Origin of the sequence: Arthrobacter sp. DNA4, assembly GCF_024362385.1 — a bacterium.
GTDB lineage: Bacteria > Actinomycetota > Actinomycetes > Actinomycetales > Micrococcaceae > Arthrobacter.
On the sequence record NZ_CP101466.1, the window covers coordinates 3,255,100 to 3,273,482 of the forward strand.

At 62.4% G+C, this 18,383-nt stretch carries 28 protein-coding genes; 3 read left to right on the forward strand and 25 right to left on the reverse strand.

Going from position 1 to position 18,383, the window contains the following annotated elements; all coding sequences use genetic code 11:
• Positions 1-48 precede the first annotated feature (48 nt).
• The 6 genes from NMQ03_RS14955 to NMQ03_RS14980 form a co-directional block, all read right to left on the reverse strand.
• Positions 49-1,059, reverse strand: coding sequence for a DNA-directed RNA polymerase subunit alpha (locus NMQ03_RS14955; protein ID WP_013601812.1), 1,011 nt, complete (start codon positions 1,057-1,059; stop codon positions 49-51).
• A gap of 129 nt (positions 1,060-1,188) precedes the next feature.
• On the reverse strand, positions 1,189-1,590 hold the full coding sequence (gene rpsK / locus NMQ03_RS14960; protein ID WP_009358720.1) for a 30S ribosomal protein S11: 402 nt from the start codon (positions 1,588-1,590) through the stop codon (positions 1,189-1,191).
• 54 nt (positions 1,591-1,644) lie between these two features.
• Positions 1,645-2,019, reverse strand: a complete 375-nt coding sequence (gene rpsM / locus NMQ03_RS14965; RefSeq protein ID WP_255172836.1) for a 30S ribosomal protein S13 — start codon at positions 2,017-2,019, stop codon at positions 1,645-1,647.
• 184 nt (positions 2,020-2,203) lie between these two features.
• Positions 2,204-2,317 (reverse strand): 50S ribosomal protein L36, encoded by a 114-nt coding sequence (gene rpmJ / locus NMQ03_RS14970; protein WP_009358722.1) that lies wholly within the window; start codon positions 2,315-2,317, stop codon positions 2,204-2,206.
• A gap of 71 nt (positions 2,318-2,388) precedes the next feature.
• Positions 2,389-2,610, reverse strand: a complete 222-nt coding sequence (infA, locus tag NMQ03_RS14975) for a translation initiation factor IF-1 (protein WP_009358723.1) — start codon at positions 2,608-2,610, stop codon at positions 2,389-2,391.
• Between the two features lie 171 nt (positions 2,611-2,781).
• A complete protein-coding gene (locus NMQ03_RS14980; protein ID WP_255172837.1) occupies positions 2,782-3,717 on the reverse strand; it encodes a P1 family peptidase in 936 nt (311 codons plus the stop codon).
• Positions 3,718-3,932: 215 nt separating this feature from the next.
• Between NMQ03_RS14980 and NMQ03_RS14985 the strand changes: the two genes are divergently transcribed.
• The 3 genes from NMQ03_RS14985 (at position 3,933) to NMQ03_RS14995 (ending at position 7,233) form a co-directional block, all read left to right on the forward strand.
• Positions 3,933-4,892, forward strand: a complete 960-nt coding sequence (locus NMQ03_RS14985; RefSeq protein WP_224026660.1) for a carbohydrate ABC transporter permease — start codon at positions 3,933-3,935, stop codon at positions 4,890-4,892.
• A 41-nt stretch (positions 4,893-4,933) separates the two neighbouring features.
• Positions 4,934-5,809, forward strand: a complete 876-nt coding sequence (locus NMQ03_RS14990; protein ID WP_224027193.1) for a carbohydrate ABC transporter permease — start codon at positions 4,934-4,936, stop codon at positions 5,807-5,809.
• 74 nt (positions 5,810-5,883) lie between these two features.
• Entirely contained in the window at positions 5,884-7,233 is a 1,350-nt protein-coding gene (locus tag NMQ03_RS14995) for an ABC transporter substrate-binding protein (RefSeq protein WP_255172838.1), read from the forward strand.
• Positions 7,234-7,339: 106 nt separating this feature from the next.
• On the opposite strand, the gene map is transcribed toward NMQ03_RS14995, so the two are convergent.
• The 19 genes from map to rplB all read right to left on the reverse strand — a co-directional run bounded on the left by map (position 7,340) and on the right by rplB (position 18,375).
• Positions 7,340-8,167 carry a type I methionyl aminopeptidase gene (gene map / locus NMQ03_RS15000; protein WP_255172839.1) on the reverse strand — a complete coding sequence of 276 codons (828 nt, stop codon included), beginning with the start codon at positions 8,165-8,167 and terminating at the stop codon, positions 7,340-7,342.
• Between the two features lie 73 nt (positions 8,168-8,240).
• Positions 8,241-8,810, reverse strand: coding sequence for an adenylate kinase (locus NMQ03_RS15005; protein ID WP_201302397.1), 570 nt, complete (start codon positions 8,808-8,810; stop codon positions 8,241-8,243).
• Positions 8,811-8,815: 5 nt separating this feature from the next.
• Positions 8,816-10,120 (reverse strand): preprotein translocase subunit SecY, encoded by a 1,305-nt coding sequence (gene secY / locus NMQ03_RS15010; RefSeq protein ID WP_255172840.1) that lies wholly within the window; start codon positions 10,118-10,120, stop codon positions 8,816-8,818.
• Between the two features lie 210 nt (positions 10,121-10,330).
• Entirely contained in the window at positions 10,331-10,816 is a 486-nt protein-coding gene (gene rplO / locus NMQ03_RS15015) for a 50S ribosomal protein L15 (protein ID WP_255172841.1), read from the reverse strand.
• Positions 10,817-11,023, reverse strand: coding sequence for a 50S ribosomal protein L30 (gene rpmD, locus NMQ03_RS15020; protein ID WP_009358731.1), 207 nt, complete (start codon positions 11,021-11,023; stop codon positions 10,817-10,819). It lies immediately after the preceding gene.
• Positions 11,024-11,025: 2 nt separating this feature from the next.
• Positions 11,026-11,742, reverse strand: coding sequence for a 30S ribosomal protein S5 (gene rpsE, locus NMQ03_RS15025; protein ID WP_255172842.1), 717 nt, complete (start codon positions 11,740-11,742; stop codon positions 11,026-11,028).
• Complete coding sequence (gene rplR / locus NMQ03_RS15030) at positions 11,739-12,122, reverse strand: 50S ribosomal protein L18 (RefSeq protein ID WP_159631366.1); 384 nt, start codon at positions 12,120-12,122, stop codon at positions 11,739-11,741. The genes rpsE and rplR overlap by 4 nt, the downstream gene beginning before the upstream one ends.
• Positions 12,123-12,124: 2 nt before the next feature.
• A complete protein-coding gene (rplF, locus tag NMQ03_RS15035; RefSeq protein ID WP_255172843.1) occupies positions 12,125-12,661 on the reverse strand; it encodes a 50S ribosomal protein L6 in 537 nt (178 codons plus the stop codon).
• 18 nt (positions 12,662-12,679) lie between these two features.
• Positions 12,680-13,078, reverse strand: a complete 399-nt coding sequence (rpsH, locus tag NMQ03_RS15040; protein ID WP_015937843.1) for a 30S ribosomal protein S8 — start codon at positions 13,076-13,078, stop codon at positions 12,680-12,682.
• A gap of 82 nt (positions 13,079-13,160) precedes the next feature.
• A complete protein-coding gene (rplE, locus tag NMQ03_RS15045) occupies positions 13,161-13,742 on the reverse strand; it encodes a 50S ribosomal protein L5 (RefSeq protein WP_018769138.1) in 582 nt (193 codons plus the stop codon).
• Positions 13,742-14,104, reverse strand: a complete 363-nt coding sequence (gene rplX / locus NMQ03_RS15050; protein ID WP_142032009.1) for a 50S ribosomal protein L24 — start codon at positions 14,102-14,104, stop codon at positions 13,742-13,744. The genes rplE and rplX overlap by 1 nt, the downstream gene beginning before the upstream one ends.
• Before the next feature lie 3 nt (positions 14,105-14,107).
• Complete coding sequence (gene rplN, locus NMQ03_RS15055; protein WP_003803789.1) at positions 14,108-14,476, reverse strand: 50S ribosomal protein L14; 369 nt, start codon at positions 14,474-14,476, stop codon at positions 14,108-14,110.
• 479 nt (positions 14,477-14,955) lie between these two features.
• Positions 14,956-15,261, reverse strand: a complete 306-nt coding sequence (rpsQ, locus tag NMQ03_RS15060; protein WP_043454607.1) for a 30S ribosomal protein S17 — start codon at positions 15,259-15,261, stop codon at positions 14,956-14,958.
• Positions 15,258-15,587, reverse strand: coding sequence for a 50S ribosomal protein L29 (gene rpmC / locus NMQ03_RS21060; RefSeq protein ID WP_159631364.1), 330 nt, complete (start codon positions 15,585-15,587; stop codon positions 15,258-15,260). The genes rpsQ and rpmC overlap by 4 nt, the downstream gene beginning before the upstream one ends.
• Positions 15,588-15,589: 2 nt before the next feature.
• On the reverse strand, positions 15,590-16,006 hold the full coding sequence (gene rplP, locus NMQ03_RS15070; protein ID WP_043454603.1) for a 50S ribosomal protein L16: 417 nt from the start codon (positions 16,004-16,006) through the stop codon (positions 15,590-15,592).
• A complete protein-coding gene (gene rpsC, locus NMQ03_RS15075; RefSeq protein WP_141942674.1) occupies positions 16,007-16,837 on the reverse strand; it encodes a 30S ribosomal protein S3 in 831 nt (276 codons plus the stop codon). It abuts the gene before it with no gap.
• Positions 16,838-17,203, reverse strand: coding sequence for a 50S ribosomal protein L22 (gene rplV, locus NMQ03_RS15080; RefSeq protein ID WP_009358304.1), 366 nt, complete (start codon positions 17,201-17,203; stop codon positions 16,838-16,840).
• A 38-nt stretch (positions 17,204-17,241) separates the two neighbouring features.
• Positions 17,242-17,523 (reverse strand): 30S ribosomal protein S19, encoded by a 282-nt coding sequence (gene rpsS / locus NMQ03_RS15085; protein WP_003803803.1) that lies wholly within the window; start codon positions 17,521-17,523, stop codon positions 17,242-17,244.
• 12 nt (positions 17,524-17,535) lie between these two features.
• Positions 17,536-18,375: a 50S ribosomal protein L2 gene (gene rplB, locus NMQ03_RS15090; protein WP_159631363.1), complete on the reverse strand. Its 840-nt coding sequence runs from the start codon at positions 18,373-18,375 to the stop codon at positions 17,536-17,538.
• Positions 18,376-18,383 lie beyond the last annotated feature (8 nt).

The window sequence follows — 18,383 nt, forward strand, 5'->3', positions numbered from 1 at the left end:
AAGCCGTGGGCGGCACACCATGGTGCTGCCCGCCGGCCAAGGTCTGGTTTAGAGTTCGTCGTCGCCGAAGGCGGCGTCGTCCTCTTCGATTGCTGCGGCGCGTGCTGCGAGGTCAAAACCGGGAGGCGAGTCCTTGAGGGACAGGCCCAGTTCAACCAGCTTTGCCTTGACCTCGTCAATGGACTTGGCACCGAAGTTGCGGATGTCCATCAGGTCAGCCTCGGAGCGGGCAACGAGTTCACCCACGGTGTGGATGCCCTCACGCTTGAGGCAGTTGTAGGAACGGACGGTGAGGTCCAGATCCTCGATCGGCAGTGCCATGTCGGCTGCCAGGGCAGCGTCGGTGGGCGACGGGCCGATCTCGATACCTTCAGCTGCGGTGTTCAGCTCACGGGCCAGACCGAACAGTTCCACCAGGGTGGTGCCTGCGGAAGCAACGGCATCGCGCGGGGCGATGGCCTGCTTGGTCTCGACGTCGACAATCAGCTTGTCGAAGTCGGTGCGCTGCTCAACACGGGTTGCTTCCACGCGGAAAGTAACCTTAAGCACCGGCGAGTAGATGGAGTCAACCGGGATACGGCCGATCTCTGCATCGCCGGACTTGTTCTGAGCTGCCGAAACGTAGCCGCGGCCGCGCTCGATGGTCAGTTCGAGTTCGAACTTGCCCTTCGAGTTCAGCGTGGCAATGTGCAGATCCGGGTTGTGGAATTCGACGCCGGCCGGCGGAGCGATGTCCGCGGCGGTGACGACTCCGGGGCCCTGCTTGCGCAGGTAAGCCACGACGGGCTCGTCGTGCTCGGAGGAAACCGACAGGCTCTTGATGTTAAGGATGATCTCGGTGACATCTTCCTTGACACCCGGAACCGTGGTGAACTCGTGCAGCACACCATCGATCCGGATGCTGGTTACGGCAGCACCGGGGATGGAGGAGAGCAGGGTACGGCGGAGGGAGTTTCCGAGGGTGTAGCCGAAGCCCGGTTCCAGCGGTTCAATGATGAAACGCGAACGGTTTTCGGAGACTACCTCTTCGGAGAGGGTGGGGCGCTGTGCAATGAGCACTTAGGTTTCCTTTCGGCGAGCATCCGCTATATGACGCAACACAGGTGGTGGAAATTCGGTCTGAAGACTTAACGCGCTGGGCTTGCCCGGACCATCGCTGGTCCGGGCAAGCTCCTGCTGCGGAAAGAATTAGACGCGGCGGCGCTTCGGCGGGCGGCAGCCGTTGTGCGCTGCGGGGGTGACGTCCTGGATGGAGCCAACCTCGAGGCCTGCAGCCTGCAGCGAACGGATGGCGGTTTCGCGTCCGGAACCCGGTCCCTTGACGAAAACGTCTACCTTGCGCATGCCGTGCTCCTGCGCACGCTTGGCAGCGGCTTCGGCAGCCATCTGCGCAGCGAACGGGGTGGACTTGCGCGAGCCCTTGAAGCCAACCTCACCGGAGGAAGCCCAGGAAATAACAGCGCCGGTCGGATCCGTGATGGAAACGATGGTGTTGTTAAAGGTGCTCTTGATGTGCGCCTGGCCAAGCGCGATATTCTTCTTGTCCTTCTTACGCGGCTTGCGAACCGCGCCACGAGTCTTCGGGGGCATTTTTTCTCCTACAGAAAGTTATTGGGGAAAGTCCGTAAATCCCGAGCGGGGATTTTAACGGGCCTTCTTCTTGCTTACGACGGTACGCTTCGGGCCCTTGCGGGTACGTGCGTTGGTCTTCGTACGCTGACCGCGTACGGGCAGGCCCTTGCGGTGGCGCAGGCCTTCGTAGCTGCCGATTTCAACCTTGCGGCGGATATCTGCTGCTACTTCGCGGCGAAGGTCACCCTCAACCTTGTAGTTGCCTTCAATGTAGTCACGCAGCTCAACCAGCTGGGCGTCAGTCAGGTCCTTGACGCGGACGTCAGCGCTGATGCCAGTGGCGGCCAGGGTTTCGTGTGCACGGGTCTTGCCCACGCCGTAGATGTAAGTAAGCGCAATTTCCAGCCGCTTTTCGCGGGGAATGTCTACGCCAGCGAGACGAGCCATAGTGGCAGTACTCCTTGATAAACCGGAGGTCGTAGGCAGTACACCCGCACGTTCCGTGCGGCCCCAGCCTCCGACCGGGGGTTAGCTGTCCGGACTCTTTCGAGCTCAATGTTCCAGATCAGCTTGTGCTGCCTTTATTTACTTGCGTGGGTTAGCAACCCAGGATTTCCTTCAGGGAAGGAAATTAGCCCTGGCGCTGCTTGTGGCGCGGGTTCTCGCAGATCACCATGACCCGGCCATTACGGCGGATCACTTTGCACTTTTCGCAGATCTGCTTGACGCTCGGCTTGACCTTCATGGCGTTCCTTTGCGTGTAGCAGTTTGGTCAACTGGAGCAGCAGTCAGTTTGCACTGCCGCCGCCCAGCAATTTACTTGTAGCGGTAGACGATACGACCACGGGTGAGGTCGTACGGGCTCAGCTCCACCACTACGCGGTCCTCAGGGAGGATTCGGATGTAGTGCTGACGCATCTTTCCAGAGATGTGTGCCAGAACGATGTGCTTGTTGGTGAGCTCAACGCGAAACATCGCGTTAGGCAGCGCCTCGGTCACAACGCCTTCGATCTCAATGACCCCGTCCTTCTTGGCCATACCCTCCGCTAACTGTTGTTGCCGCAGCCCCGCCGGATAGCACCGGGCATGACCACGAACGTTTTTGTTGGATCGATTGCCGTCTCCAGGCCCAAAAGGGCGTGGCAGTCCAGACAACCAACAAGCAACACTACCCTGTTGGCCGGTAAAAGTTAAATCGGCCATAGTAGCCTACGCGGTGCGGTACGCACCATATTCGCCGGCCGGAGTGCTCACGGCACCAGCCGCGGCCACACCGTCCAGGATGGCCAAGCGGACGACGTCGGCTGCCGCGCTTTGGAGCGTGATGAGGCTGACCTGGCGGGCAGCGTCGTCGGAGCGGTCGAGTGCCACAGCACCGGTTGCCAGGCAGAAGACTGTGTCCCCGTCGGCCAGGGTATGGCTCGGGTTGAGCGCCCGGGCAATCCCGGCATGGGAAGCAGAGGCAGTTCTTTTACATTCGGCCACATCCAGAACGGCATTGGTGGCCACAACGACAAGGGTGGTGTTAAGAGGCGGCGCATCAGTGGTCTCCACGGAGAACTGCACCGCTGGTTCAAACGGGAGTCCGAGTGCGTTGACTATGGCCAGGGCTCCGACCACAACCCCGTTCCCGAGCGTGGCCGACGCTGTGCCAACTCCCCCTTTATATTGCCCCCGGCCGATCAGTGCCCCGGTGCCGGCACCCACGTTGCCCCGTCCGGTGTCGTGGCCCTCCTTTTGTGCTGCCGCGGCGGCCGTTGCCGCGTAGCCCATGTCCGGCGTCGGCCGTGCGGCGAAGTTCCCGCCCCTGCCGAGGTCAAAGATGGCCGCGGCGGGGACTATGGGCACCACTCCCCCGGGAACGGCAAAGCCGCGGCCGTTTTCCTCGCACCAGCGCTGCGCGCCCGCAGCGGACGCCAGCCCATAGGCGCTGCCGCCCGTGAGGACCAGGGCGTCCACGGTGCCGACCAGGGTGGTGGGGTCAAGGGCGTCCGTTTCGTGCGTCGCCGGGCCGCCGCCCTGGACATCCACCGAGCCGACCGTGCCCGGCGGCGGCAGCACAACCGTAACGCCCGTCAGCCAGCCGTCCGTGTCCTTCTGGACGTGGCCCACGCGGATGCCCGGGACATCGGTAATGGTTCCCATGCCCCTATTGTCCCCTCCGCTGGCGCGCCCCTGCCGCAACGGCGAACTTTATGCGAGACTGCAATCAACACAGCGTTAACGGGCGACGAAGCCTTGGATAACAGTTCCCTGACAAGGGCATATGCGGGTTTCAGCCCCCTGACGGTCTGGTGTAGTAGTCCCTAGATCAAGCCAGGGCTTACCACGAGCAGGCTCCCAACCCGGGAGAGACACGCATGACCCGTCAACTCGCCCAGCACCCCGCCACCCAACCCAAGAGGCCCCCGGGGCGTTCGGCAAAAGTTCCACGACGGCGGTGGACCGCAAGGACCCGCCGCGACTTCTTTGTTTTCCTTGCCATGGCGCTGCCCAACCTGGTGCTGATCGCCGTCTTCACCTACCGGCCGCTGTTCAGCAACATGTACTACTCCACGCTGGACTGGACCCTCGGTTCCCCCACCGCCAGCGTGGTGGGCTTCGCCAACTACGTCACCTTCTTCACCAGCAACGATGCCCCGAAAGTCCTGGGCACCACCGCAGTGTTCACGCTGGTGACGGTGGGCGGCTCCATGATCCTGGGCCTGCTGGTTGCGCTGGCCTTGAACGCGAAGGTCCGCGGCACCACGTTCGCGCGCTCCGCCGTCTTTGCCCCCTACGTCCTCTCCGGCGTCGGCGTGGGCCTGGTGTGGCTGTTCATTTTTGATCCGGGCTACGGCGTCCTGGCCTGGCTGCTCCGGGGCATCGGGCAGCAGAGCCCGCAGTGGATCAACGATCCCCAGCTGTCGCTGGTCATGGTGATCCTGGTTTATGTGTGGAAGAACCTGGGCTACTGCGCGGTGGTGTACCTCGCCGGGCTCCAGTCGCTTCCGCAGGAGGTCATGGAGGCGGCGTCCCTCGACGGTGCCAACGGGTTCCGCCGCTTCGTTAGCATCTCGCTGCCGCTGCTGTCCCCCACCACGTTCTTCCTCCTGATCACCACCATGCTCAGCTCGCTGCAGGCCTTCGACCTCATCCGGATCATGACACCCCTGGGCACCGGCACCAGCACCCTGATTTACGAGGCCTACCTCCAGGCCTTCGGGGCCTACAACAGGGCCGGCTACTCAGCGGCCATCTCGGTGGTCCTGTTTGCCATCCTCCTGGTGATCACCGTGCTCCAGCTGCGGTTCGTGGAACGAAAGGTTCATTACTCGTGACATCCCTATCACCGGTGAGCCCGGACCCCGCCGCCCCGGCCATCGCCGCACCGGATCCCGGCCTTCGCCGCGACCGGCCGTTTTCCCGCCGGAACCTTGTCCAGACCGTGGTGGGCGGCTACCTGCCGCTGCTGATCGCCACGCTGGTGGTGTTCCTTCCCCTGCTGTGGATGGTGCTCAGCTCCTTCAAGCAATCGGGCGAAATCGTCACCACCGACCTGAAGATCCTTCCGGAAAGCCTGAACCTGGAAAACTACCGGACCGCCATGACTACGGTCCCCTTCGGGCAGTTCTTCCTGAACAGCACCATCGTCACCCTGTCAGGGGCCACCATCAAGGTGCTCCTGGCCATCCTGACCGCGTACGCCCTGGTCTTTGTCCGCTTCCCGTTCCGGAACTTCATCTTCCTGCTGATCCTGGTGGCCCTCATGGTGCCGCCGCAGGTATCCATCCTGCCCAACTTCATCCTGATCGCGGGGATCGGCGGGAAGAACACCCTGTGGGGCATCATCCTGCCCGGCCTTGGCACCGCGTTCGGCACGTTCCTGCTGCGGCAGCACTTCCGTACCCTGCCCGCCTCCATTCTCGAGTCAGCCGAGATGGACGGCGCCGGCCACTGGCGCCGTCTGTGGCAGATCGTGGTCCCCGTCTCCGTTCCTTCCATTGCCACGGTGGCCCTGGTGACCATCGTGACCGAGTGGAACGACTACATCTGGCCGCTGATCATCACGGACCGGCCGGAAACCATGACCTTGCCGGTGGGCCTCACCCTCCTGCAGAACAACGAGAGCAACGCCGCCGGCTGGGGTGTCCTCATGGCCGGGGCAGTCCTGGTCATCGTTCCCATCCTGATCATCTTCGCGGCCCTGCAGCGCTACATCGTGGCGGGCCTCACCCAAGGCAGCGTGACCGGCTAAGCCGCCGGCCGCCGTCGTACTACCCAACCTCCAAGTACTCCCCCTTCCGCAGGCAACAACCGAAAGGAACTGTCATGACACTTCATCTGGACCGGAGGCACTTCCTGGGCCTGGCAGGGCTCACCGCCTCTGCCGCAGCCCTGGCCGCATGCGGCGGACCTTCTACAAGCGGCGGTGGACAGACCACGTCCCAGGCGGCCGATATCGACTTCAGCGGCGTGAAGCCTGCTGCCAAGATCGACTTCTGGTCCAGCCACCCCGGACAGTCGCAGGATGTGGAAAAGAGCCTGATCGAGAAATTCCAGGCCAAGAACCCGGGCATCGCCGTCAACCTGGTGACCGCCGGGGCCAACTACGAGGAGATCGCCCAGAAGTTCCAGACCGCACAGGCGGCCAAGTCCGGCCTCCCGGGTGTCGTTGTCCTCTCCGACGTGTGGTGGTTCCGGTACTACACCAACGGCAGCATCATTCCGGTTGACAGCCTGACCAAGCAGCTGAACATGAAAATGGACGACTTCCAGCAGTCACTGGTCAATGACTACAAGTACGACGGCAAGCAGTGGGCGCTGCCCTACGGCCGGTCAACGCCGCTGTTCTACTACAACAAAGACCACTTCGCGGCAGCCGGGATCCCCGACCGTGCTCCCAAGACCTGGCAGGAATTCGGCGAGTGGGCACCCAAGCTGAAGGCAAGCTCCGGTGCCCAGTACGCCTACATCTACCCCGCACTGGTAAGCTATGCGGGCTGGACACTGCAGAACATGCTGTGGGGCTGGGGCGGTGGCTGGTCCAAGGAATGGGACATCACCTGCGACTCCGCCGAATCCGTCGCGGCGCTGCAGTGGGCCCAGGACTCGATCTACAAGGACAAGTGGGCGGGTGTCTCGTCCAAGGAAGCGGCCGACGATTTCTCCGCAGGCCTGACCTCGGCCACCATCGCCTCCACGGGCTCGCTGCTGGGCATCCTGAAGTCGGCCAAGTTCAACGTTGGTGTTGGTTTCCTGCCCGGCGGCCCCAAGGCGACGTCCAACGTCTGCCCCACGGGCGGCGCAGGCCTGGGCATCCCCAGCGGCATTTCCAAGGAGGAACAGCTGGCCGCCGGAATGTTCCTGGACTTCGTCACCCAGCCGGAGAGCACCGCGGAGTTCTCTGCCGCCACCGGCTACATGCCCACCCGCAAGTCGGCCGATATGAAGGCGGTCCTGGCCAAGACGCCGCAGATCCAGACCGCAGTGGACCAGCTCGCGGTGACCAAGGTCCAGGACAACGCCCGCGTGTTCCTGCCGGGTGCTGACCAGGAGATGGCGAAGGCCGCCGCGAAGATCCTCACCCAGCAGGGCGACGTCAAGTCCACCATGACGGACCTGAAGACCACGCTGCAGGGTATTTACGAGCGGGACGTGAAGCCGAAGCTGAAGTCCTAACCGCTGTCGACGCGCAAAAGCCCTGGCGGGACCCGGATCCGGGTCGCGCCAGGGCTTTTGTGCGTCACGCAGGAAAATGCGCGTCGAAGAGGGGGAAGTGCGTCCCTTAGGGGATCGGCACCGGGGTGACGCCAAGGGGCACCAGGTGCTCCGCACCGCCGTCGGGCGCCGAAAGAACCCAAATGCCCTTCTCGTGCACTGCCACGGAGTGCTCCCACTGGCAGGAGCGCTTGCCGTCGGTGGTCACCACGGTCCAGTCATCCGCCAGGACTGCGGTCTCGATGCCGCCCCGGACCAGCATGGGTTCGATGGCGAGGCACAGGCCCGGCTTGATCTTGGGGCCGCGGTGGTTGGTGCGGTAGTTCAGGACGTCCGGGGCCATGTGCATCTCGGAGCCGATGCCGTGGCCCACGTAGTCCTCCAGGATGCCCAGCGGCTTGCCGGGGACGGAGGAGACGTAGTCGTCAATGGCGGCGCCAATGTCCCCCACATGCGAGCCGCCGGTCAGGGCAGCGATCCCCCGCCACATGGCAGCCTGGGTAACGTCCGAGAGGCGCTGGTCCTCGGGGTCCGCTGTTCCCACGATCACCGTGCGCGCGGAATCCGAGTGCCAGCCGTTGACGATCGCGCCGCCATCGATGGAGATGATGTCGCCGTCGTGCAGGACGCGGCTGCCCGGAATGCCGTGCACCACCTCTTCATTGACGGACGTGCAGATGGTCGCCGGGAAGCCGTGGTAGCCCAGGAAGTTGGACTTGGCGCCTGCCTCGTTGAGCACGTCGGCGAAGACATCGTCCAGGTGCTTGGTGGTGACCCCCGGCACCGCGGCGGCAACGGCGGCATCCAGTGCACGGCTAAGGACCAGGCCGGCCTCGTGCATGGTGCGCATCTGGGCGTTGTTCTTGTATTCGATGCGGGGCTGGCCGAAGGCCATGATGATTCCTTTCAAATGGCTGAGGCTCCTCCCGGATGCCGGGAGGAGCCTCGATAAAACCGGGCGCCTTGGGTCAGGCGGCCTGTGCGGCCTTGATGGCCTGCATCACGCGGTTGGTAACTTCGTCGATCGGACCGATCCCGTCAACCTTGGTGAGGATGCCGCGGTCGGCGTACTTCGCCACCACAGCTTCGGTCTGCTCGTGGTAGAGGTCCAGACGGTGGCGGATGACGGCTTCGTTGTCGTCGCTCCGGCCTGTTTCCTTGGCCCGGCCCAGGAGGCGGTGTACCAGCTCCTCGTCGTCGGCAGTCAGCTGCAGGACCACGTCGAGCTTCTCGTCGCCGTCGGCGAGGATCTCGTCCAGGTAGTCCACCTGCGCGGTGGTGCGCGGGTAGCCGTCCAGCAGGAAGCCGTTCTCGACATCGGACTCGTTAAGGCGGTCACGGACCATCTTGTTGGTCACACTGTCCGGGACGAAGTCACCGTTGTCCATGTACTTCTTGGCCTCAACGCCGAGCGGGGTTTCGCCCTTCACGTTGGCACGGAAGATGTCGCCGGTGGAGATGGCCACAACGCCGAGGCGTTCTGAAATCCGCTCCGCCTGCGTTCCTTTTCCGGAACCGGGAGGTCCAATAATCAGCATTCTCGTCATCGCAAAAGCCCTTCGTAGTGACGTTGTTGTAGCTGCGCATCAATCTGCTTTACGGTCTCCAACCCAACGCCCACCATGATCAGGATCGAGGTGCCACCGAACGGGAAGTTCTGGTTTGCGTTGATCAGCACGAGTGCCACCAGCGGGATCAGTGCCACGAAGCCCAGGTAGAGGGCGCCGGGCAGGGTGATCCGTGAGAGCACGTACTGCAGGTAATCAGCGGTCGGTGCGCGGATACCTGGGATGAAGCCGCCGTACTTCTTCATGTTGTCTGAGACTTCTTCAGGGTTGAAGGTAATCGCGACGTAGAAGTAGGTGAAGAACACGATCAGGACGAAATAAACCGCCATGTAGATCGGGTGGTCACCGCGGGTCAGGTTGTTGTTGATCCACTCAACCCACGGTTGCATTGGCTCGCCGTTCCGGGGCTGGTTGAACTGCGCGATCAGCCCGGGAATGTAGAGCATGGAGGAAGCGAAGATCACCGGAATGACACCGGCCATGTTCACCTTGATGGGAATGTAGGTACTGGTGCCGCCCACGGTGCGGCGGCCGATCATCCGCTTGGCGTACTGCACCGGGATGCGGCGCTGTGACTGCTCGACGAAGACCACCAGGGCCACGGTGAGGAGACCCACCACCAGGACGAGGAAGAAGGTTCCCGGCCCCTGCGAGGTCCAGATGGCACCGAGGGAGGTGGGGAACTGGGCGGCGATGGACGTGAAAATGAGCAGCGACATGCCGTTGCCCACGCCCTTTTCCGTGACGAGCTCGCCCATCCACATGATCAGGCCGGTGCTTACCGTGAGCGTGATGATGATCAGGATGGTGGTGATGATGCTGCTGTCAGGAATCACCGGTAACTGGCACCCGGGAAGCAGCTGCCCTGAGCGGGCCAGGGACACCAGGGTGGTGGCGTTGAGCAGGCCCAGCGCGATGGTGAGGTAACGGGTGTACTGGGTCAGCTTCGACTGCCCCGACGCGCCCTCTTCGTAAAGCTGCTGGAACCGGGGAATGACCACCCGAAGCAGCTGGACGATGATGCTGGCCGTGATGTAGGGCATGATGCCCAGGGCGAAGATGGACACCTGGAGCAACGCGCCGCCGCTGAAGAGGTTGACGAGCTGGTACAGCCCGCCGGCGGTCTGACCGTTATGCAAGCATTGCTGGACATTCTGGTAGTTCACACCGGGCGAGGGAATGAAAGCACCCAAGCGGAAGATGGTGATGATTCCCAGCGTGAACAACAACTTGCGTCGCAGATCAGGCGTGCGAAAGGCCCGGCCAAATGCGCTAAGCAAGCGTCCTCCTGTGGTGTCAATAAGGGGTGGGTGACGGAATTTGATAAATCCCGACATCCGAGTCTAACGGGTCTATGCGCCGAGCGAACAATCCGGGCCAGCCGTCATGCGCCGGATGGCGGGAATTGTTCGCCCGGCGGATACGAAAAACTCCCGGTATCCGGGGCCGAAGCCCGCGGATACCGGGAGTTTTACAGCTGGCGCCGTCCCTTACAGGGCGGTGGTGCTTCCGCCTGCTGCAGCAATCTTTTCAGCGGCGCTGGCCGAGAATGCGTGGGCGGTGACGTCAACCTTGACGGTGATGTCGCCGGTGCCCAGCACCTTGACGGGCTGGTTCTTGCGAACGGCACCCTTTTCGACCAGGTTCTCCACGGTGACTGCGCCACCTTCCGGGAACAGCTCGTTGAGCTTGTCCAGGTTTACAACCTGGAACTCAACCCGGAACGGGTTCTTGAAGCCACGCAGCTTCGGAAGGCGCATGTGCAGCGGCAGCTGGCCGCCGGCAAAGCCAGCCTTCACCTGGTAGCGGGCAGCCGTACCCTTGGTACCACGGTAAGCGGTCTTACCCTTGGATGCCTCACCACGACCAACACGGGTCTTGGCGGTCTTGGCACCCGGTGCGGGACGCAGGTGGTGAACCTTCAGGGCGTTCTGCTTCTCAGCAGCCTGCGCCTTATCAGCAGTGTTCTCTGCCATTTACTTCGCCTCCTCTACCTTTACCAGGTGCGGAACCGTGTTGAGCATTCCAACGGTCACGGCGTCGGCGGTGCGGACAACGGTGTGTCCAATCCGCTTCAGGCCGAGGGACCGCAGGGTGTCGCGCTGGTTCTGCTTGCCGCCAATGGCGGACTTGATCTGAGTGATTTCCAACTGAGCGTCGGAGGGGACCAGGTTCTTAGCCAAGACTAAACACCTGCCTTCGGAGCCAGGAGGGCCTTCACCAGCGCTGCCGGAGCGATCTCGTCCAGCGGCAGGCCGCGGCGTGCTGCCACAGCTGCCGGCTCTTCGAGGCGCTTCAGGGCATCAACGGTCGCGTGAACGATGTTGATGGCGTTGGAGGAACCGAGCGACTTGGAGAGGATGTCGTGGATGCCCACGCACTCCAGTACTGCACGGACCGGACCACCGGCGATAACACCGGTACCGGCGGAAGCCGGACGCAGCATTACGACGCCGGCAGCGGCTTCACCCTGAACGCGGTGCGGGATGGTGTTGCCAACGCGGGGAACGCGGAAGAAGGACTTCTTAGCCTCTTCAACGCCCTTGGCGATAGCAGCGGGAACTTCCTTGGCCTTGCCATAGCCCACGCCGACCATGCCGTTACCGTCACCAACGACGACCAGAGCGGTGAAGCTGAAGCGACGACCACCCTTGACCACCTTGGAAACGCGGTTGATGGTGACAACGCGCTCTACGAACTGGTTCTTTTCGGCTTCACGGCCACCGTCGCGGCCGCCACGGCCACCGCGGTCGCCGCGGCCCTGGCCACGGTCGCCACGCTCGCCGCGACGGGCGCCACCACGGCGGTCGTCGGCAGCGGGGGCAGTGGTCTCAGCAGCTGCCGCTTCGGGCGCCTTCTGATCTGCAGACACAGTGTCCTTTTCCTTGTTTGCTTCGGTCACAGTGACAGCCCACCTTCGCGTGCACCGTCAGCGACGGCGGCAATCCGGCCGTGGTACTTGTTACCACCACGGTCGAAGACAACAGCCTCGACGCCGGCAGCCTTGGCACGTTCGGCAACGAGCTCGCCGACGCGCTTGGCCTTGGCAGTCTTGTCACCGTCGAATGCACGAAGGTCGGCTTCCAGAGTGGACGCGCTTGCTACGGTCTGGCCAATGGTGTCATCGACAACCTGGACAAATACGTGGCGTGCGGAGCGGTTGACCACCAGGCGGGGGCGGACAGCCGTACCGGAAATGCGCTTGCGGATACGAAGCTGGCGGCGGCTGCGACCAGCAGCCTTGCTCTTGTTCGTACGCTTCTTGTTAATGGAGATGGCCATGGTTACTTACCAGCCTTTCCGACCTTGCGGCGGATGACTTCGCCGGCGTAACGGATGCCCTTGCCCTTGTACGGGTCAGGCTTCCGCAGCTTGCGAATGTTGGCAGCAACCTCGCCGACCTGCTGCTTGTTGATACCTGAGACAGAGAGCTTGGTCGGTCCCTCTACTGCAAAGGTGATGCCGGTCGGAGCCGAAACGTTGACCGGGTGGCTGTAGCCAAGAGCGAACTCAAGGTCAGATCCCTTGGCCTGAACGCGGTAACCGGTACCGACGATTTCAAGCTTCTTCTCGTAGCCTGCGGTGACGCCCTGGATCATGTTGGCGATCAGGGTGCGGGTCAGGCCGTGGAGTGAACGGGAGGCGCGCTCGTCGTTCGGGCGGCTGACGGTCAGGGTGTTCTCGTCCAGGGCAACCTCGATGGGGCTGGCCACAGTGTGGGTCAGCTCCCCCTTGGAACCCTTGACGCTGACGACAGAGCCGTCAACCTTGACCTCAACGCCGGCAGGAACGGTGATGGGGAGACGTCCAATACGTGACATTATTCTCTTCCTTTCCCGTTACCAGACGTACGCGAGGACTTCGCCGCCCACGCCCTTCTTGCCGGCCTGCTTGTCAGTCAGGAGGCCGGAAGAGGTGGACAGGATAGCGATACCCAGGCCACCGAGCACGTGCGGGAGGTTGGTGGACTTCGCGTAAACGCGGAGGCCCGGCTTGGAGATGCGGCGTACACCGGCGATGGAACGCTCGCGGTTCGGACCGAACTTGAGGTCCAGGGTCAGCTTCTTGCCGACCTCGGCGTCCTCTTCCTTCCAGCCGGCGATGAAACCTTCGGCCTTGAGGATGTCGGCAACGCGTGCCTTGAGCTTGCTGTAAGGCATAGACACGGAGTCGTGGTATGCCGAGTTTGCATTACGCAGGCGCGTAAGCATATCTGCGACAGGATCTGTCATTGTCATGTGGGCTCATGCCCTTCCTCGTAACGGTTTCCGCCGTTCCGTCCTTGACGGAGCGGAGCGGCCGGACCTTTTACGTAGTTAATTAAGCTTCGGTTTTGAACGGGAAACCAAGCGCCTTGAGCAGCGCGCGGCCTTCGTCATCGGTCTTGGCAGTGGTGACAACCGTGATGTCCATACCGCGGACGCGGTCGATCTTGTCCTGGTCGATTTCGTGGAACATAACCTGCTCGGTCAGACCGAAGGTGTAGTTGCCGTTGCCATCGAACTGCTTGCCGCTGAGGCCGCGGAAGTCGCGGATACGGGGCAGTGCCAGGGTGACCAGGCGGTCCACGAATTCCCACATGCGGTCGCCACGCAGGGTTGCGTGTGCACCGATGGGCATGCCTTCGCGCAGCTTGAACTGTGCGATCGACTTGCGGGCCTTGGTAACCTGCGGCTTCTGGCCGGTGATCTGGGTGAGGTCGCGGACAGCGCCGTCGATCAGCTTGGAGTCCTTGGCGGCATCTCCAACACCCATGTTCACAACAACCTTCACCAGACGGGGTACCTGGTTCACGTTCTCGTACTTGAATTCATCCTGGAGCGTTGCCTTGATGGATTCGGCGTACTTGGTCTTCAGACGAGGAACGATCTTCGTTGCCGGAGTCTCGAGAGTCTCAGTCATTAGATGTCCTTCCCGGAGCTCTTGGACACGCGGATACGGACAGTCTTCTGGACGCCGTTCTTCTCCACGGTGTCGAGGCGGAAGCCCACGCGGGTCGGCTTCTTGGTCGACGGGTCAACCAGCGCCACGTTGGAGATGTGGATCGGGGCCTCTACAACCTCGATGCCGCCGGTCTTGGTGCCGCGCTGCGACTGTCCAACCCGGGTGTGCTTGGTGACGCGGTTGATACCCTCGACCAGCACGCGGTTGGTGTCGGTGAATACGCGCAGAACCTTGCCCTGCTTGCCGCGGTCACCGCCGCGCTCAGCCTTGGCGCCAGTGATGACCTGAACCAGGTCACCCTTCTTGATCTTTGCAGCCATGGACTAGAGCACCTCCGGAGCCAGAGAAACGATCTTCATGAACTTCTTGTCACGCAGTTCACGACCAACCGGTCCGAAGATACGGGTACCGCGGGGGTCACCGTCGTTCTTCAGGATCACAGCTGCGTTCTCGTCAAACTTGATGTAGGAACCATCCGCACGGCGGCGTTCCTTCTTGGTACGGACGATGACGGCCTTGACCACATCGCCCTTCTTTACGTTGCCGCCCGGGATTGCATCCTTGACGGTGGCGACAATGACGTCACCGATGCCTGCGTAGCGACGGCCGGATCCACCGAGAACGCGAATGGTAAGGATTTCCTTAGCACCCGTGTTGTCGGCGACCTTGAGTCGCGACTCCTGCTGAATCACTATTTACTCCTTGCGTCGCGCCGGTTCTCAGGCCGTGATGTTGCTACGGAATGAGCCTTGCGGAACGGTTGATCGGGGTGTCTCTTGACCTGCCTGGATTTTGCCAGACCAGGCCTAAACGCCCGTGCCAGAAGCAGTTGCTCCCACCCGGTCCGGGACGGATCCCGGGCGCACAGGGGCACTATGCTGTGGCACGCTTGTTTACGAGGTTGATGATGGCACGCGAAAGGCGCCATACAAACTCAATATCCTAGCATGTTTTCCGCCGGTCCCCATATCACCACCGTCCCCTGCCCGGCAAGACGGACGACGGCGGCAGGCAGGACAGCCTTTCCGCCCGCCCAGGGCGCCGCTCCCCCGCCAGGCCACGCGCCGCCGTCGTCCGCTGCCGCCAATAGCTGTCCGTCGTGACGCCCCGGTTAGACGAGGAAGCCCCCGCTCCCGGAAGGGAGCAGGGGCTTCCAGCGAAGCAGCAGGTGCTACTTGGCCTTTTCGAGGATTTCCACGAGCCGCCAGTTCTTGGTGGCGGACAGCGGACGGGTCTCGGCGATGACAACGAGGTCGCCGATGCCGGCGGTGTTCTCTTCGTCGTGTGCCTTGACCTTGGAGGTACGGCGGATGACCTTGCCGTACAGTGCGTGCTTCACGCGGTCCTCAACCTCGACAACGATGGTCTTTTCCATCTTGTCGGAGACCACGTAACCGCGACGGGTCTTGCGGTAACCGCGCTGCCCAGCCTTGGCTTCGGTAGCAGTTTCGGTCACGTTCTGGTCCTTTTCACTCACTTGGCGTCCTCCTCGGTCTCAGCCTTTTCAGCCTTTTCGGCCTTCTTGGTTGAAGCCTTCTTGGACTTCTTCTCTTCCTTGGCTTCCACAACCGGTGCGGCAACCTCGGCACGAATGCCCAGCTCGCGTTCGCGGAGAACGGTGTAGATGCGTGCGATGTCCTTCTTTACCGCGCGCAGGCGACCGTGGTTCTCCAGCTGTCCGGTGGCGGACTGGAAACGCAGGTTGAACAGCTCTTCCTTGGCCTTGCGGAGTTCTTCAACGAGACGCTCGTTGTCGAAACCGTCCAGCTGTGCGGGAGCCAGATCCTTGGATCCTACTGCCATTTCTATTCACCACCCTCGCGACGCACAATGCGTGCCTTCAACGGCAGCTTGTGGATTGCCAGGCGCAGGGCCTCGCGAGCTACCTCTTCATTGACACCGGAGAGTTCGAACAGAACCCGGCCCGGCTTGACGTTGGCGACCCACCATTCCGGTGAACCCTTACCGGAACCCATGCGGGTTTCGGCAGGCTTCTTGGTCAGCGGACGGTCCGGGTAGATGTTGATCCAGACCTTACCGCCACGCTTGATGTGGCGGGTCATTGCGATACGAGCGGACTCGATCTGACGGTTGGTGACGTATGCCGGGCTCAGGGCCTGGATGCCGTACTCACCGAAGGAGACCTGGGTGCCGCCCGTAGCAGCGCCGGAACGACCCGGGTGGTGCTGCTTACGGTGCTTTACTCGACGTGGGATAAGCATTTAAGCCTGTCCTCCTTCTGCAGCAGCAGGTGCTGCTTCAACTGCCGGTGCTTCGGCAGCAGGAGCTGCTTCAGCGGCCGGACGGTCGTTGCGACGGCGGCGGTCACCGCGGTCAGCGCCACCCGGGCGGCCGGGACGCTCGCCACGGCCACCGCGGGACGGTGCGGCAGCAGCCTGTGCGGCCAGTTCCTTGGCGGTGACGTCACCCTTGTAGATCCAGACCTTCACACCGATGCGGCCGAAGGTGGTCTTGGCTTCGTAGAAGCCGTAGTCGATGTTCGCGCGGAGGGTGTGCAGGGGCACACGGCCTTCGCGGTAGAACTCCGAGCGGGACATTTCAGCGCCACCCAGGCGGCCCGAGCAGGCGATACGGATGCCCTTGGCACCTGCACGCTGTGCGGACTGCATGGCCTTCTTCATCGCACGGCGGAATGCCACGCGGGAAGTCAGCTGCTCTGCAACGCCCTGGGCCACAAGCTGTGCTTCCATCTCGGGGTTTTTGACCTCGAGGATGTTCAGCTGGACCTGCTTGCCGGTGAGCTTTTCGAGCTCGCCGCGGATGCGGTCTGCTTCTGCTCCACGGCGGCCGATGACGATGCCGGGACGTGCCGTGTGGATGTCCACGCGGACGCGGTCACGGGTGCGCTCGATCTCGACCTTGGCGATGCCTGCGCGCTCCATGCCCGTGGACATGAGCTGGCGGATGCGGATGTCTTCGCGAACGAAGTCCTTGTACCGCTGGCCGGCCTTGGTGCTGTCAGCGAACCAGTGCGATACGTGATCGGTGGTGATGCCGAGTCGGAACCCGTGCGGGTTTACTTTCTGTCCCACTTAGCGAGCCTCCTCTTTCTCCGGGGTAGCGACTACCACGGTGATGTGGCTGGTGCGCTTCTTGATCTGAAATGCACGACCCTGGGCACGCGGCTGGAACCGCTTCATGGTCGGGCCTTCATCAACAAACGCTTCGCTGATGATGAGGTCGCCTTCGTCAAACGCCACGCCGTCGCGGTCCGCGAGGACCCGGGCGTTGGAGATTGCTGACTGAACTACCTTGAATACCGGCTCCGAAGCTGCCTGCGGGGCAAACTTCAGAATTGCCAGAGCCTCATTCGCTTGCAATCCACGAACAAGGTTGACGACGCGCCGGGCCTTCATAGGCGTTACGCGGATGTGGCGCGCAATTGCCTTGGCTTCCATTGCTTTCCTTCTCTCGTCTTTGACGTAAACGCAGGCGCCTAGCGGCGCTTGCCCTTACGGTCGTCCTTGACATGGCCGCGGAATGTCCGCGTGGGAGCGAATTCGCCGAGCTTGTGCCCGACCATCGACTCAGTGACAAACACCGGGATGTGCTTGCGTCCGTCGTGTACGGCGATCGTGTGTCCGAGCATGTCGGGGATGATCATCGAACGGCGGGACCAGGTCTTGATGACGTTCTTGGTGCCCTTTTCGTTTTCCCTGGCTACCTTCACAAAGAGGTGCTGGTCAACGAAAGGACCTTTTTTCAGGCTGCGTGGCATGTGTCCAGGCTCCTATCGCTTGTTCTTGCCAGTACGACGGCGACGCACAATAAGCTTGTCGCTCTCTTTGTTGGGGCGGCGGGTGCGGCCTTCCCGCTTACCGTTCGGGTTGACGGGGTTACGTCCACCGGACGTCTTACCCTCACCACCACCGTGCGGGTGGTCAACCGGGTTCATGGCGACACCACGGACGGTCGGGCGGACGCCCTTCCACCGCATACGGCCGGCCTTGCCCCAGTTGATGTTCGACTGCTCGGCGTTGCCGACCTCGCCGACGGTTGCGCGGCAGCGCACGTCAACGTTGCGGATTTCGCCGGAAGGCAGGCGCAGCTGGGCGAAGCGGCCTTCCTTGGCAACAAGCTGGATCGATGCGCCGGCGGAGCGGCCCATCTTGGCGCCGCCACCGGGACGCAGTTCAACTGCGTGGATGACAGTACCCACCGGGATGTTGAGCAGCGGCAGGTTGTTACCGGGCTTGATGTCAGCACCGGCACCTGCTTCGACAACGTCACCCTGGGAGAGCTTGTTGGGAGCGATGATGTAACGCTTGGTGCCATCAACGTAGTGCAGGAGGGCGATGCGAGCCGTGCGGTTCGGATCGTACTCGATTTCGGCAACGCGGGCGTTGACGCCGTCCTTGTCGTGGCGACGGAAGTCGATCAGACGGTACTGGCGCTTGTGTCCGCCACCCTTGTGACGGGTGGTGATCTTACCGGAGTTGTTACGGCCGCCCTTTTTGGGCAGCGGACGTACCAACGACTTTTCCGGCGTCGACCGCGTAATTTCGGTGAAGTCCGCTACGCTCGAGCCACGACGGCCCGGGGTAGTCGGCTTGTACTTACGGATTCCCATAATTTATT

What these genes read in the sequence shown, in the direction of transcription:
- rpsK (WP_009358720.1), bottom strand. Translation starts at nt 1,590, where the DNA reads ATGCCCCCGAAGACTCGTGGCGCGGTTCGCAAGCCGCGTAAGAAGGAC.
- rpsM (WP_255172836.1), bottom strand. Translation starts at nt 2,019, where the DNA reads ATGGCTCGTCTCGCTGGCGTAGACATTCCCCGCGAAAAGCGGCTGGAA.
- rpmJ (WP_009358722.1), bottom strand. Translation starts at nt 2,317, where the DNA reads ATGAAGGTCAAGCCGAGCGTCAAGCAGATCTGCGAAAAGTGCAAAGTG.
- infA (WP_009358723.1), bottom strand. Translation starts at nt 2,610, where the DNA reads ATGGCCAAGAAGGACGGGGTCATTGAGATCGAAGGCGTTGTGACCGAG.
- NMQ03_RS14980 (WP_255172837.1), bottom strand. Translation starts at nt 3,717, where the DNA reads ATGGGAACCATTACCGATGTCCCGGGCATCCGCGTGGGCCACGTCCAG.
- NMQ03_RS14985 (WP_224026660.1), top strand. Translation starts at nt 3,933, where the DNA reads ATGACCCGTCAACTCGCCCAGCACCCCGCCACCCAACCCAAGAGGCCC.
- NMQ03_RS14995 (WP_255172838.1), top strand. Translation starts at nt 5,884, where the DNA reads ATGACACTTCATCTGGACCGGAGGCACTTCCTGGGCCTGGCAGGGCTC.
- map (WP_255172839.1), bottom strand. Translation starts at nt 8,167, where the DNA reads ATGGCCTTCGGCCAGCCCCGCATCGAATACAAGAACAACGCCCAGATG.
- NMQ03_RS15005 (WP_201302397.1), bottom strand. Translation starts at nt 8,810, where the DNA reads ATGCTGATTATTGGACCTCCCGGTTCCGGAAAAGGAACGCAGGCGGAG.
- rplO (WP_255172841.1), bottom strand. Translation starts at nt 10,816, where the DNA reads ATGGCAGAGAACACTGCTGATAAGGCGCAGGCTGCTGAGAAGCAGAAC.
- rplR (WP_159631366.1), bottom strand. Translation starts at nt 12,122, where the DNA reads ATGGCCATCTCCATTAACAAGAAGCGTACGAACAAGAGCAAGGCTGCT.
- rplF (WP_255172843.1), bottom strand. Translation starts at nt 12,661, where the DNA reads ATGTCACGTATTGGACGTCTCCCCATCACCGTTCCTGCCGGCGTTGAG.
- rpsH (WP_015937843.1), bottom strand. Translation starts at nt 13,078, where the DNA reads ATGACAATGACAGATCCTGTCGCAGATATGCTTACGCGCCTGCGTAAT.
- rplE (WP_018769138.1), bottom strand. Translation starts at nt 13,742, where the DNA reads ATGACTGAGACTCTCGAGACTCCGGCAACGAAGATCGTTCCTCGTCTG.
- rplX (WP_142032009.1), bottom strand. Translation starts at nt 14,104, where the DNA reads ATGGCTGCAAAGATCAAGAAGGGTGACCTGGTTCAGGTCATCACTGGC.
- rpmC (WP_159631364.1), bottom strand. Translation starts at nt 15,587, where the DNA reads ATGGCAGTAGGATCCAAGGATCTGGCTCCCGCACAGCTGGACGGTTTC.
- rplP (WP_043454603.1), bottom strand. Translation starts at nt 16,006, where the DNA reads ATGCTTATCCCACGTCGAGTAAAGCACCGTAAGCAGCACCACCCGGGT.
- rplV (WP_009358304.1), bottom strand. Translation starts at nt 17,203, where the DNA reads ATGGAAGCCAAGGCAATTGCGCGCCACATCCGCGTAACGCCTATGAAG.
- rpsS (WP_003803803.1), bottom strand. Translation starts at nt 17,523, where the DNA reads ATGCCACGCAGCCTGAAAAAAGGTCCTTTCGTTGACCAGCACCTCTTT.
- rplB (WP_159631363.1), bottom strand. Translation starts at nt 18,375, where the DNA reads ATGGGAATCCGTAAGTACAAGCCGACTACCCCGGGCCGTCGTGGCTCG.